The organism is Ruegeria sp. B10 (assembly GCF_056539825.1).
Map to the genome: position 1 here is coordinate 26,337 of NZ_JBQFVP010000011.1, position 13,817 is coordinate 40,153.

The 13,817-nt window shown below is 53.0% G+C and carries 12 protein-coding genes; 8 read left to right on the forward strand and 4 right to left on the reverse strand.

Annotation, left to right across the window (positions count from 1 at the left end; all coding sequences use genetic code 11):
• Nucleotides 1–27 precede the first annotated feature (27 nt).
• The gene (locus ACR0J4_RS15790; RefSeq protein ID WP_170643611.1) at nt 28–384 is read left to right on the forward strand and encodes a VOC family protein; all 357 of its coding nucleotides are present in this window, start codon (nt 28–30) and stop codon (nt 382–384) included.
• Between the two features lie 878 nt (nt 385–1,262).
• On the opposite strand, the gene ACR0J4_RS15795 is transcribed toward ACR0J4_RS15790, so the two are convergent.
• Genes ACR0J4_RS15795 through ACR0J4_RS15805 form a run of 3 tightly spaced genes read right to left on the reverse strand, consistent with a single transcriptional unit; the run spans nt 1,263 to nt 2,447 of the window.
• Nucleotides 1,263–1,427, reverse strand: a complete 165-nt coding sequence (locus tag ACR0J4_RS15795; RefSeq protein ID WP_170376127.1) for a hypothetical protein — start codon at nt 1,425–1,427, stop codon at nt 1,263–1,265.
• Nucleotides 1,428–1,474: 47 nt separating this feature from the next.
• Nucleotides 1,475–1,786, reverse strand: coding sequence for a hypothetical protein (locus ACR0J4_RS15800; RefSeq protein WP_170643609.1), 312 nt, complete (start codon nt 1,784–1,786; stop codon nt 1,475–1,477).
• 40 nt (nt 1,787–1,826) lie between these two features.
• Nucleotides 1,827–2,447: a PNPOx family protein gene (locus tag ACR0J4_RS15805; protein ID WP_170643608.1), complete on the reverse strand. Its 621-nt coding sequence runs from the start codon at nt 2,445–2,447 to the stop codon at nt 1,827–1,829.
• Between the two features lie 603 nt (nt 2,448–3,050).
• On the opposite strand from ACR0J4_RS15805, the gene ACR0J4_RS15810 reads away from it, so the two are divergent.
• The 3 genes from ACR0J4_RS15810 to ACR0J4_RS15820 all read left to right on the forward strand — a co-directional run bounded on the left by ACR0J4_RS15810 (nt 3,051) and on the right by ACR0J4_RS15820 (nt 8,467).
• Nucleotides 3,051–6,650, forward strand: coding sequence for an adenylate/guanylate cyclase domain-containing protein (locus tag ACR0J4_RS15810; RefSeq protein ID WP_170643607.1), 3,600 nt, complete (start codon nt 3,051–3,053; stop codon nt 6,648–6,650).
• Between the two features lie 27 nt (nt 6,651–6,677).
• Entirely contained in the window at nt 6,678–6,935 is a 258-nt protein-coding gene (locus ACR0J4_RS15815) for a DUF4242 domain-containing protein (protein WP_170376838.1), read from the forward strand.
• 116 nt (nt 6,936–7,051) lie between these two features.
• Nucleotides 7,052–8,467 (forward strand): FAD-binding oxidoreductase, encoded by a 1,416-nt coding sequence (locus ACR0J4_RS15820; protein WP_170550064.1) that lies wholly within the window; start codon nt 7,052–7,054, stop codon nt 8,465–8,467.
• 368 nt (nt 8,468–8,835) lie between these two features.
• Here the strand turns inward: ACR0J4_RS15820 and ACR0J4_RS15825 are convergent, their stop codons facing one another.
• Nucleotides 8,836–9,861 carry a helix-turn-helix domain-containing protein gene (locus ACR0J4_RS15825; protein WP_170643605.1) on the reverse strand — a complete coding sequence of 342 codons (1,026 nt, stop codon included), beginning with the start codon at nt 9,859–9,861 and terminating at the stop codon, nt 8,836–8,838.
• A 182-nt stretch (nt 9,862–10,043) separates the two neighbouring features.
• On the opposite strand from ACR0J4_RS15825, the gene ACR0J4_RS15830 reads away from it, so the two are divergent.
• The 4 genes from ACR0J4_RS15830 to ACR0J4_RS15845 all read left to right on the forward strand — a co-directional run bounded on the left by ACR0J4_RS15830 (nt 10,044) and on the right by ACR0J4_RS15845 (nt 13,733).
• On the forward strand, nt 10,044–11,405 hold the full coding sequence (locus tag ACR0J4_RS15830; RefSeq protein WP_170643604.1) for an amidohydrolase family protein: 1,362 nt from the start codon (nt 10,044–10,046) through the stop codon (nt 11,403–11,405).
• Nucleotides 11,406–11,473: 68 nt separating this feature from the next.
• Nucleotides 11,474–12,865 carry an amidohydrolase family protein gene (locus ACR0J4_RS15835; protein ID WP_170643603.1) on the forward strand — a complete coding sequence of 464 codons (1,392 nt, stop codon included), beginning with the start codon at nt 11,474–11,476 and terminating at the stop codon, nt 12,863–12,865.
• A 64-nt stretch (nt 12,866–12,929) separates the two neighbouring features.
• On the forward strand, nt 12,930–13,328 hold the full coding sequence (locus ACR0J4_RS15840) for a hypothetical protein (protein WP_170380100.1): 399 nt from the start codon (nt 12,930–12,932) through the stop codon (nt 13,326–13,328).
• A 24-nt stretch (nt 13,329–13,352) separates the two neighbouring features.
• Complete coding sequence (locus ACR0J4_RS15845; RefSeq protein ID WP_170643602.1) at nt 13,353–13,733, forward strand: hypothetical protein; 381 nt, start codon at nt 13,353–13,355, stop codon at nt 13,731–13,733.
• Nucleotides 13,734–13,817: the final 84 nt, after the last annotated feature.

The following is a 13,817-nucleotide window of genomic DNA, read 5'->3' on the forward strand; positions in this document are numbered from 1 at the left end:
CCGCGCTATCTCAACGGACATCGCACCATGCAAATGAACTACTTCGTCGTCGGTACCAACGACATGGCCGCCGCAACGCACTTTTATGATCAGCTTTTTGGTCAAACGGGTATGGAGCGTGTCTCGCCCACCGACAGAATGACATACTGGCTCGGACCTGGCTTTGCCTTTGCAGTCGCCATCCCGTTCGACGAAAACCCTGCCACCAATGGAAACGGAACCATGGTCGGCTTCAGCGTCGGGTCGGCTGAAGAGGTCGAAAGGCTTTATGCATTGGCCATCGAGCTAGGTGGCACGAGCGAAGGCGAGCCGAACCAACGGGGACCGCGTTTCTCGGCCTACGTCAGGGATCTGGACAGCAACAAGATTTGCCTCTCCGCCTGAGGGCAGGTCGCAAGTGCAGTTCCTGATCGAAAGGAGAAGGTTTTTAAGCCCGTTCTTTTGGGCGCGAATGGGCGGACAGGTAAGCTTGTCCTCGATGCTGCGCTCGCAAAGAATTTAGTCGTCACAGCGATCAATCGTTCTGCAGACAAGGCACCCGATCTCAAAAAAGACTGCACGTGGGTGTCGGTGAACCCTGTGACCCTATGTTCCTCGCATCAGTGTTTCGCAACCATTACGCCGTCACTTCGAACTTGGACGGTCGGCTGCCTTCGAAAGGCGCGACGTCGGTGTACTACCAATCTGCAGCTACGACCCTCAAAGCTGCGTCTCGGGTTAGCCCTTCGACCCGTAAGGCCAGATTAGGTTCAGAATTAAGATTGCAACGAATAGGGTGACAAGCTTAAGCACTGTTGCTTTTCGTTTCGGCATGTTCGCAAAAAATGGCGTCTGATCGAGGCCCCAGAGGACAGCAAAGCTGATTGCTACGGTGACAATCATATGTGGAATATCGAGGCTCACAGCGTTCCTTTCAGAAAACTGAAATGATGTCTATTGGCGTTGTTTTATGCGACGGCAAAGCAACGTTAGGATTACAAGATTGAGCGCCGGAGCCAGACTCGCAAGCCATGGGCGCCAAGACTCTGGAAAACCATCTGTCAAAAGAACCCATGGCAAGCCTAGAGGCAGCAGGAAGATACCGGATAGAGGGTCTCGCTGCTGAGCAAAAAGCCCGAAGGTGCCGACCAGAAACAGAGCGAGTGCTATGAGGTACAAGACCCCAACGGTTCGAACAACCCAACGACAGGCATTTGCCGATCCTGACACTGCTTAATCTCTTTGGTAAGTGTAAGTGAGATTCACCGCGTGCCGCTGTCAGATTAGTTGCACGCCGGATAGTTCGCGCGATCCGCTTCCGATACATCCACAGGGCATTCGGTGTTGCGGTTTGCTTCGGAAATATCCGCTTCCGTGGTGAATGATTGCTCTTCTGCACATCCTGCCAAAACGACGAACAGTGTTGCGGCTGCAAGCGTGTATTTCATGAAACTTCCTTTCGATCAGACCAAGTGCTCAGCCACGACCTAAAGCGTTAGCAATTTGCGGCGGGCAGCATCGTGACATCCGAATAACGGCCATTGGCAGTTGTCATACGCGCGCAGGCACCCGTGCTGCGGTTAAACCAGAAGGCGGTTAGACCGTCTGTCCGGATCAACTCGTAGCCGAGGTTTTGAATGCCCATCTCGGCCTGACCGGCCCGCGCACCTTCAAATGCGGAAAGATCGGCGGAGCTTCCTTCGGACGGCTGGTCAGTTGAAGGTGCAGTGGGGCTTGATGTCTCCACGCAACCCACCACCGCGCCGAGTGTCGCAAATGCACAAACCAGCATAAGCGGATTCTTCATGGAATCTCCATTACGATAAGGAAACTCTTCCGTGTTCATGTCATTCGATGCCAAAGATCACGTTGTAGGACTGTGCACCGTTGGAAGTGTTGTAGACCTCGATCACGTGATCTCCCGACTGCCAGAGCTGCCCACGATACTCTTGCGCCGCGTCCGTTTCATCGAGCAGCACAGACCCGTCCGGATTATATATCACATAGGTCATTCCGGGTCCGTTCGCGGCGAGACGGAAATAAAGGAACTGACCGTCGCGCGCACCCAGGATATAACGCCGATTCTCTTGTGGCAGGAGGGAGCCGGTCAGCTCCGCACCGGAAGTGCCACTTGCGAACTCCACGCGCTCCGTGCTTGGCGCGCCTGTGCCAGAAGAGCCCACCATCGCACCACCGCCGTCATCTGCGGCTTGTGCAACGCTCAATTCTGCAACCTGACCATCGTTTGAGACAAGGCATCGCCAGATTGTTTCGCCTCTGTCTTGCAACATGACAAGCGAGTTTGCTTCAGAAAACTCGGTAGAGAGCACCGTACCACCTTGTCCATCTGGACCACCTACAACGCGCAATTGGTCGATACAGCCGTCAATTGCTTCCTGCCCAACATCCGCGGCGGACGCGAGCGTTGGCAAAGCACAAGTGCACATAGTCAAAAACGTCAATCGCATTATTAAAAACTCCCAATGGAACCACGGAGAACTCTTAAATAGTAAAGCAATGCAAACTGTCGCACGCAATAATGCAATAATAATGTGAACACCGCTCCTGACCCAAAGCAGCCGACCAAGTCACAAGTCACTCAGCGCGTGTTCGTTGGTGTTGTAGGCGTCAAAAACGATCGTTTTGGCTCGCTTCCCGAGAGCAGACGTTCTTGCCCAATGCAACATCCGGCAAAGTGGGCTCACAACCGACCTCAGAGGTAGCACAGCATCTGTAGAGGTTTGGCGAGTTAGCTCATCTTGTGCGGCGCAAAGCTGCCCTACATTGCTGAGTCTGTATGCCGCGTCGCGGCCCATCAAAGAAGACGCTCACTGCGCTAATGTGGCCTAGCGCTGCACGCACTCGCACATCGCGGATACAGCTCTCTTCAAAGACAAATCATCAAATACGTGCAGCAAATTAGCAAGTTGCGCAATTCTAGAATGCTGGGGCAAGAACCGACCTATTCGGTTGATCCGAAGGTAATGGTATTCTGGAGTTATTCATTAAAGGTCATCCCGTTTTGAATGCGTATTCTTGATTAGTGATGCGTATCCCAGCATGATCCAAAGATGTTGGTTGAAATTGAAAAGTGGTTGAAAGATCTCGAACTGTGTCAGTACGCAGATGTTTTTGCGGCAAATGATATCGATGCGCGTGTTTTGCCACTTCTGTCAGACGACGACTTAAAAGAGCTCGGGGTGAGCCTTGGCCACCGCAAGATCATCCTCGCCGCAGTGCAAGAGTTAGGCGGCCAGCAACGCGCAACTTCATCGCCACAAGCATCCCGTGAAGACCCCCCGGAAAACGTAAACGCACCCATCTCAAACCATTCACAAAGTGACGATCCACTCAAAAGTAAGCATGGTGAACCGGCCACTGCGGAGAAGCGCCACGTAACTGTTTTGTTTGCCGATCTCGTCGGCTCGACGGAACTCACCAATCGTTTCGACCCCGAAGATATGCGGGAGTTGCTACAGAACTACCAAGACGCCGTTGCGGGCGCCGTAAGTCGATATGGTGGCTATGTTGCAAAATACTTGGGCGACGGTCTTCTCGTGTTTTTTGGCTGGCCGAGGGCCTACGAAGATCACGCAATTCGGGCGATCAAAGCCGGTCTTGAGGCCGTTCATCGCGTCAGCGAACTCAAAACCCCGGACGGAGAGCGCTTGTCAGTAAGGCTGGGCATTGCGAGTGGTGATGTCGTTGTCGGCGATAATATCGGTGAAAACACATATGAAGAAGGGGCCATGACGGGCCCAGTTGTCAATCTTGCGGCGCGAATTCAAGAATTTGCGGAACCAAACTCGGTCGTGTTGTCGGCAGAAGAAACCGAGACCGCTTTGCATCGGATTTTTGAATACAAATCTCTTGGCAAGAAAGAGCTAAAGGGTTTTGCTGAGCCTCGGACTCTACTGAAAGTGGTGTCGGAACGCAGTGCGGAAAGCCGGTTCCGAGCCGCACATCGCGATGAAGTCGACAGTGTTATGATCGGCCGGGACTACGAAAAAGGTATTCTGCTGCAATCATGGCAACGTGCCCAGAATGGTCATGGAGAGGTTGTGTTGCTGTCCGGTGAAGCCGGGATTGGGAAATCGCGACTTACAGAGGAATTCCTCGCAGATATCACCGCGAACGACCAGGCAGATATCATAAGGCTGAATTGTTCTCCTTATCTCAGCAGTAGCCCCTTTCATCCGGTTGCCCAACGGATATCCCAGGACGCAGGTGTCGAACCGGACTTCGATGACAATCTGATCCTTGAACATGTCAGGAAGATGCTGGAAAGACGGCCGGGACTGGACTGGGAACAAGTTCTGCCTGTCTTCGCAGCTTTGGTTGCACCTCGTAGTGCGCTGGCCCAAAAGGTGCTCGAGATGTCGCCGCAGGAGCAGCGCGACATCACAATCCAAACTTTGATTCACACAGTGCAGGTGCGATCAGACGTGTGCCCGGTTGTTCTGTGTGTAGAAGATGCGCATTGGATCGATCCTTCCACACAAGCCTTGTTGGAGCGGTTTAAGTCGATTTCCAGCGACCTTCCTCTGATGATCCTGATTACCCACAGGCCTGGGTGGGAATTGGCCCGCGAGGATGGGGACACGCACGTTCAGTCACTCGTACTGCGCCGGTTCGATTCTGCGCATGTTTCACACCTTGTCGCAAACATCACAGGCAAAAAACCGGACGATGCCCTGATTGCTAAAATCATTGAAAAGACCGACGGTGTACCTTTGTTCGTGGAGGAATTGACGCGAACGATTGTGGAAGCAGGTGAGCAAGGGCAAATCCATATACCCTCGTCTCTGAAAGGCGCTTTGATGGCGCGTCTTGATGCGGTTTCGCCTAAGGCAAAACAGGTCGCGCTTACAGGCTCTGTTATTGGCAGAGAGTTTGAGCCGAGCATTTTGAATGCAGCGATGCGTCTTGAAGATTCTGATATCAACAATTGCCTCGAAGAACTTTCGCGAACAGGCATAATCTTCGAAAGCGGGCACAATCGCGGGCACTTTGTATTCCGTCATGCCCTTATCCGCGATACCGCCTATCAGTCCATGCTGAGCTCAACTCGAAAACAACAGCATGCGGATGTGGCGCGTGCGTTGATGCAGACAAGGTCCGCCGAGATCGAGCGTCGTCCCGAACTGGTCGCCCGACACCTTTCAGAAGCTAAGGATTGGAGCGCTGCGTTCGAAAAATGGCAAATTGCGACAGAGATGGCGTTGGCGCGATCTGCCAGCCAAGAGGCGATGACGAACGCCAGAGAAACGCTGCAAGCTGCTGAAAAACTTGGATCAGACTCCAAAACAGAATTGATCAAAGGCAAGATCCTTGTTGGTCGCAGCCATGACAGCCTAGGCCAATTGCCTGAAGGGATAGCAGTTCTGAAAGACGCCTCCAACGCAGCGCGGGCGGTGAACGATGTGGAATTGGCTGCTGACGCGGCCAACCACTTCGCCGACTCATGCATGATGTCCAGCGAAAGGCACAATGAAGCAATCGATCTCTGCGACAATGCATTAAAAGACTTGCCCGATGCCGATGAAGTCCGTCGGTGCAGACTGATGAGCCAACTCGCGCGCGCGCACATGTTCGTCGGTCAGTTCTCCGAAGGTGCGCGTTTTGGCCAGCAGTCCATGGAACTGGCCGCAAAACTGGGAGACTATAAATCGCAGTTCTCGGTAATGATGATGCATTTTGGGGCCCCATTCGTTGCGCGGAAGGGAAGAGAAGCCCGTCATTGGCGCGAAAATCTGGAGGCGATGCACGGTGTGGCCGAGCATCTTGGAAGTATCGACCAAGGGCGGGACCGAACTCTGAGCTTGTTTGTAGGCGCCGAGATGGCCGACCGTGAGTTGATGGACCATTCTTTGGGTTTGCTTACCGAAATTTCGGAAAAGGACAATCATCTGCAACTCTATTGGGTTCAGAAACACGCACGCGCCATGGTTGCAATTATGGACGGCGATTTTGAACAAGCTGAGAAACACGCCACCGAGGCGGTGAAAATTGGCCGAAAGACCCATGGGGAACATGTTGAGGGCGTCTTTGGAGTTCAGATGTTCACGATCCGCCGCGAGCAAAACCGACTGCACGAAGTTGCGCCTGTGATTAAGAAACTGATGACAGACAGCCCCGAAGACATTTCATGGAAGCCCGGTTTTGGTCTTATCGCTGCAGAACTTGGGTACAAAGAACCTGCCGAACGAATACTGAACGAAATGGCTGCCAATGGCTTCGATCTTCCCCCCGACGCCATGTATTCAACGACATTGTCCTATTTGGCCGACATATGTGTCGCCATTGAGCATCAGGAACACGCCAAGACGCTCTATGAAATGCTTGCTCCTTACGAAGACCTTACGATCACCGCTGGGGCCACTACAGTCTGCACTGGCGCAGCTGCACGACGCCTCGGAAGTCTGAGTAAGGTTCTGAAAGACTGGGAGGCCGCTGAGAAGATGTTTGAGAAGGCCATAGAAATTGACACGCGCATGAAATGCCCACCTTGGGTCGCGCACAGTAAGGCGGCTTTTGCTACTGCATTAAGGCGACGAGGGCGCCCGAATGATGTGGAACAGGCGTTTCAACTAGAAGGGGAAGCGTTGGCAATTTCACAGAAATTGAGTATGGTTTCCCTTAGGTCAAAGCTCGAAGGAGTAGCGAGTTAAGCTAATTAATCTGGTTTGGGGGACTTTATGCCAAGGTACATAATTGAAAGAAATTTCGCTGAGCAGCTCAACGTCACAGACGATGACAAAATTCACATAAAAGAGATCAATGACGAAGTCGGCGTCGAGTGGATTTTTTCGTTTCTCAGCGCAGACAAGCGCAAAACCTACTGCTTGTACGAAGCCCCGGATGAGGAAAGCCTGAGAAAGGCGGCCGAACGCCTGAACATTCCCGCCGATGTCATAACGCCTGTGGATCGGATTGATCCGGCAATTTTCGCCTGATCAGCATCGTATTTTACTAATTCAATGAAACGCCGTCGCGAGACAACGCGACGGAAATATCAATTGCTTGAGGCAACCCTGCAAGAAGCCCGACCTGACAATAGGGAGGCCAATGCATGTTTGACCTAAAAACACTTGATGGTAGTACGGCAACTGTAAACCAAGACGCTTTAGACGCTCTTGATTTTTCGCTTCGCGGCGGAGTCTACCATAGGGGCACTGCGGAATACGAAGATGCTAGGACCACGTGGAATAGCATGTTCGAACGTTACCCCGGTTTCGTGATCCGCGCCTTGGGTGCAAGCGATGTGCAGAAGGCCGTGAACTTCGTACGCGACAATGGCCTCATAATGTCCATTCGGTCAGGTGGGCATCAGATAGCGGGACATGCAGTCGCAGATGAAACGGTCATGCTTGATCTGTCCCAGATGCGGTCGGTTCACGTCGACCCTGTCAGCAAAACTGCTCGGGTTGCGCCCGGAGCACTGCTAGGAGATGTGGATCGCGAAACTCAGGCACATGCACTTGCCGTTCCCGTTGGCATCAATTCGACTACGGGCATCGCAGGCCTCACACTAGGCGGCGGCTTTGGATGGACCACTCGGAAATTTGGTATGACGATCGACAATTTGCTCTCAGCGGAAGTCGTGACCGCAGACGGAGCCATTGTAACCGCCTCGACCACAAGCCACCCGGAGCTTTTCTGGGCCATTCGAGGAGGGGGTGGAAACTTTGGTGTGGTGACTTCTTTCGAGTTTCAACTGCATGAGCTAGGACCCGACGTCCTTTCCGGCCTCATTGTTCATCCGATAGAAAAGGCGCCAGAGCTATTGGCCGAATTCGCCACCATTGCAGACAATTCCCCGGAGGAACTGACCGTCTGGAGCGTGATGCGGAAAGCGCCTCCTCTACCCTTTCTGCCAGCTGAGTGGCATGGACGAGAGGTGTTGATCTTTGCTGCCTGCTATAGCGGGTCCATGGACGAAGGTGAAAAAGCTATTGCGGCACTACGCGCGCTTGGCGAACCAATTGCCGACGTGATCTCTCCCCACAAGTTTGTAGACTGGCAGGCCGCTTTTGACCCGCTTCTAACACCAGGTGCTAGGAACTATTGGAAGAGCCATGATTTAGATGAACTTTCTTCGGACGCCATCTCAAGTTTACTGAAAGCGATTGCAAATCTTCCTGACCCGGCGTGCGAAGTTTTTATTGCCCATGTGGGCGGAGCGATGGCGCGCGTCGACGCCGGTTCAACGGCCTATCCCCAAAGATCTGCTCACTTCATCATGAATGTTCACACGCGTTGGGAGAATCCCGGCAAGGATGCCGAGTGTATTGATTGGGCGCGAAAACTTTACGTCCAGATGCAACCGCACGCGAGCGGAAGTGCGTATGTCAACTTCATGCCAGAAGACGAAGCAGACCACATGGCCGGGGCATATGGCGATAACGGTGGCAAGCTTTCTAGGATCAAGGGCACATATGACCCGGCCAATTTGTTCAGGGTAAACCACAATATCTTGCCCGCGTGATAGAATTCAAAACCGCATAAACTGTTCCAGATTAATGTTGAGCGTTGCGCCTTAACATCACGTGGCTATTCTCGTTGACGAATTGTCAGGTCAAGTGAAGCATCCAGTGGACAATCGAACTAGTGACCCCGCTCCTACCTAGTTGCAGGTTCCGTCAATACGATCTTTAAATTCAAATCGTGTAAGCGTTATTTCTAAATCAAAGTTGCAGTTTGATTAGCAGAATTCAGCCTCAAAAAAATGGATGCAAGGCGACTAGCAACTATTTGGGACTAGTTCACCGATCTTCTTGCCGAGCATCAAGACCACTATTTGGTACAGTCTTGTTACAGGAACAGAAACCTCGATCAGCATTGGCACCGAGATGATCAGGCCCGTTCCTCCACCGTTTTCTTAAAGGCCGACGGCGACATCCCAGACCATTTTCGGAAGGCCCTCGAAAACGCGGTGGAGTCTGCGTAACCAAGCCGCAGTGCGGTCTCACCAACGGACTTCCCAACCGGACCCAGCAGCTTCCTTGCTTCTTCCAGTTTGACACCAGATATGACCTGAGATGCTGATAGCCCATAAGTGGCCAGCCGATTGTTCAAAGTCTCCCGGTGGAAACCGCATAGGCGCGCCAGTTCGTCTACACCAAATCCCTGCTCGCCAAGATGAATCCGGATCAGGCCCTGAAGCCCGGCTAAGAAATCTTGAGGCGCATGCTGGTCGGGGGTAGCGCCTGTCAGGTCTGACGGGTTTTCCAATGTTTCCGAGAGCAACTGATGGCTCAGCCAGGTTGAAGGAAACCGGATCGAAAATCCCTGTGGACTGCACTTGATGGCTTGAACACCATGAAAGTGCTTGGGCAGCACGTCAGGTTCGCTTACCCGTAAAATGATCTGGCTCGGGTCCCACCTGAAATCCAGAACCCGGTGCAGTAGTGATATCCAGATGCTTGCCAGAAATGCGTCGGTCTGTCCGGGCGAAACCGAAATGCTGAAATTCCGCTTGGCACTGAAATAAGCATGCTCGCCTTCCACTAGCAGCGATTGCGTGACAGCGTTGGATTCTTTCGAGACGGCTTGAGTGTAGCGCGTAAAGAAGTCGCCTAGCGTCAACGCCTCGGCCAACATGTCACCAAGGGGCAGAAACCGAACAAGGTCAATTGATTGACCAACTTGCGCGCAGAAGTCTGGTGATGTTGCGTCAGCAGCGGCTTGATGGATTTTATAAATCGTCTCGTGTGGTAGGAAATTCTGGCGATCCATCACCTGAGCTTCGCTCACGCCCAGAGGGTCCAGAACGAAGGCTGGTTCAACACCGGCGCCACGCAAAGCAGCTACCACGGGTGCAGCAACCGATGCCCGAACCAGCGGCAAGGCCTTCTTTGTGTTTTGGTCAAATACGTCCATGTCGCCCTCAAGTATCATGAAGGTAACGACAGAAAGACAGAAAACACACAAAAAGGTGCCAAAAGCATGCAGAATGCCAAATCAATTTGGCGCAGCCCGCCATACTGTCAGGCAAAATCCGGCAATCACTCTAAAATCACATTCAGAAACATACATCTGTGATTCGTATTTGGAGGGCCTCAATGACACCGAAATTCAAACACCTGGTGGCCATGACAGCCTTTTCTGCAGGCCTGGCAATCGCGGGCCAAGGTTTGGCGCAGGAAGAGAGCTTTCCGATCCTATTTACCAACGTGCACGTTTTTAACGGTGTCGATGAACAGCGAATTGAGAACGCAAACGTTCTGGTCGTAGACAACCTGATCGCAGAAGTATCGGTGGAACCACTGGCCGTCGCCAATGCCCAGATCATTGACGGTGGTGGTCGCACGCTGATGCCGGGCTTGATCGATGCGCATGTACATATGGCAATCACCGAGCCCGTCGCGGACCTGAGGGACAATTTTGACTGGATGTATTGGGGCGCGGTTTCCACAATTGAAGCCGAGAAAATGCTACTGCGTGGTTTTACAACCGTTCGGGATGCGGGTGGCCCGGCAATTGGTCTGCAAAAAGCGATTGATCGGGGTAAGGCTATTGGCCCGCGTATCTACGCCTCTGGGCCTGTGATCTCGCAAACCTCGGGGCATGGCGAACATCGGGTCTATACCGAACCCCATCCGAACTTCATGGGGGCGCAGCCGTCTTTCTTCAACCAGCATGTCGAGTTCCTGGCCGATGGCGTGCCTGAAGTACTGCGGGCAACGCGCGAAGCGCTGCGTATGGGCGCGGTGCAGATCAAGGTAATGGCGGGCGGTGGTGTGTCATCTTCGGTTGATCCGTTGCACACCGTTCAAGGATTACCGGAAGAGTTAGAGGCTTCGGTTCGCGCGGCGGCTGATTGGGGAACCTATGTCATGGTCCACGCCTATAACGACGACTCGATCCTGCGGTCGCTCGAAGCGGGCGTCATCAGCATAGAACATGGGCAACTTATGACTGAAGTATCGGCACAGGCCATCAAGGATTCTGGTGCCTGGATTGTCCCGTTTTATTCCCTGCTTGGGCTTGATGAGGAAGTTGTGAAGAAGGCGCTTGGCCCTGCGGCAGCGCCCAAATTCCTTGATGTTCAGGCCGGTGCACGCAACCAGATGAAACTGTTGAAAGAGTATGAGATCGAAAACGTCGCATTCTCGACTGATATCATTGGCGACCCGGTGGCTCTGACCAAGCAGAATGACGAGTTCAAATACCGGCTGGAGGCGTGGACTTCGTACGAAATCCTGCAACAGGCCACGTCAAAATCGGCCGAACTTCTGGCACTGTCAGGAAAACTCAATCCCTACACAGCAGGCCCGCTGGGCGTGATCGCACAGGGTGCATACGCCGATCTGTTGCTAGTTGAAGGTAACCCAGTCGAGGATGCCGAGATCCTGGTCGACTACACCAACAACATCGACCTCATCATGAAAGATGGCGTGATCTACAAGAATACACTCGATTGAGTGTCGCGCGGGGTGAATTTACCTCGACATCCCGCGCCCCCTTAGCTTGGAAATGGGAGTACTGACACGTGAAGACACTGACCTCACTGACAGCAATCGCTGGACTTGTTTCCTTGGCAGCAAGCGGCGCGTTGGCGCAGGACGCACTCCCGCAGACCTTGTTAACCAATGTGCATATCTTTGACGGAATTAGTGAAGAGCGGATCGAAAACGCAAATGTTCTGGTTGAAGGCAATCTCATAAAGACAGTCTCGACCGACGGTATTGATGCGCCTGGCGCGACACTTGTTGACGGCGGTGGGCGCACGCTGATGCCAGGCCTTATCGACAGCCATACCCACATTTATGCTACTGGTGTGTTTCAGACATTCGCCGGCATGCAGGCGGCTAAATGGGATCAGATTGGAGCGGTCTCTACCGAGAACGCAGCCGACTATCTTTATGATGGCTACACGACTATTCGAGATACCGGTGGAATGGGTTCCGGTTTGAGAGAACTGATTGATCGAGGCGTTGTAGAAGGTCCCAGAATTTACACCGCAGGGGCAGTGATCGGACCGACCTCCGGACATGGTGACTGGCGCAACCCAACTCAGCGGACCTATGACTATGAAGCTGACGAATTGGGAAAGAGACTGAATCTTTCTTACATCGCTGACGGCCCGGATGAAATTCGCAAGGCATCGCGACTGAACTTCGCCCATGGCGCAAGCTTCCTGAAGCTGATGGCCGGTGGGGGAGTGTCGTCAGAACTCGATCCACTTTGGTCAGTGGCATACAGCGTTGATGAAATTGCTGCAGCAGTTGAAGCGGCTTCATTCTTTGATACCTACGTGACTGTCCACGCCTATACGGATGAGACAGTGAACATTGCGCTGGACGCAGGTGTGAAATCACTGGAACACGGCCAGATGGTGAGCGAAGAGAGCGTCAAGCGCATTGCGGATGAGGGGATTTTCTGGGCGCTGAATGTTGCGGGTTTGGGTCCACAGCTGCTCAATCATCCAAACTATGCGATGCCGACGGTGAAACCGAAACTGGAGTCCTATCTTGATGGGTCAAAAAATCTTGCTGACTACATCAAGAAACACAAGCCCAAGGTTGTGCACAACGTAGATACGGTATTGTCGACAATTGGTTTTGGTAGTTCGCACCGGGATTTTGAGAAGTACTTTTTCTCTCAGATGTTTGGAAACCACGCGATGTTGGTGTCCGCAACGTCAACCGGTGGCGAGTTGGCGCAGCTGACGGGCAAGCGGAACCCGTACCCTGGCAAACTGGGGGTGATCCAAGAAGGGGCCTATGCAGACATCCTGATCGCCGACGGAAACCCGCTGGAGGATCTGTCGGTTCTTGGAGCAAATCCAAAGTGGTTTGATGCAGCACCGCGGGATCGGGGGTTCGAGACCATTCGCGTGATCATGAAAGACGGCGTCTTCTACAAGAATACACTCGAATGAGCGGAGTATTCGGGAATTTGACACCTGCGCCTTGCATCGTCGATCCTGAACAGGGGAGCGATCAATGAACAAGGCAATCGCAGTAGCTCTTTGCGTATTTGGGATCGGCGTTGCTGAAGCAGCAGCGGAACAAACCCAAAGCCGATACTATCTGGGGATCGGGGAACCAAACCCCGATGCCTGGCAAATCATGATCGACAACCCGACCGACCGGGAAAAGGACATGGGCGCTGCACTCGCCGCAATGGGCGGTGAGATGATCAGCTATTTCTGGGGACTGGCCGATGGCAAGAACTACATCACCGTCCGTTTCCCAGACGATCCGGGCATGGTGCAGGCCATGTATGTTTCGCGTCTGAGCCAAGGGGTTCTGAAAGACTACAGGTTCATCGAACTGATGACGAGCGCGGACAGGGTTGAAGCCCTGAAGCGCGTGCCGGAATTTTCAACTCCGGTCGAATGAAGTTAGGAAGCAAAGGAACAGTCTATGAAGATCGTGTACGGAATTCTCGCAGCCTTATCAGTTGTGTTTTTCATCCTTGGAGGCAGCGAAGCTTATGCCAAAGACAACAAGGGTAAGAAGCCGAACAAGGGGGGTAAAGACCGTGATGTAAGCATTCAGATTGAAGACAAACCCGGCAAAGGCCCAAAGGCTGTGCCACCTGGTCAGATCAAGCGCTACACGCGCGGTGCCAAGCTCCCGTCTGACCTGGAGTTCGAAGAAATCGGGGACCTTTCCAAATGGAAGCTGAAGGAGCCGGGCAATGGAAACCGCTACATTCAGGTCGATGGTGAAGTTCTCGAAGTTACGAATGACCTGTCTACCGTTGTTGATGCCGTCGGCATCGTCGGTGATCTTATCAACTAGACGAAAGTACGATGTTTCAGGGCAAGAATTACCTCGTTTGCCCTGACGCTGGCCGGGGCGATCTTTCTGTGAACCCCGGCCCAA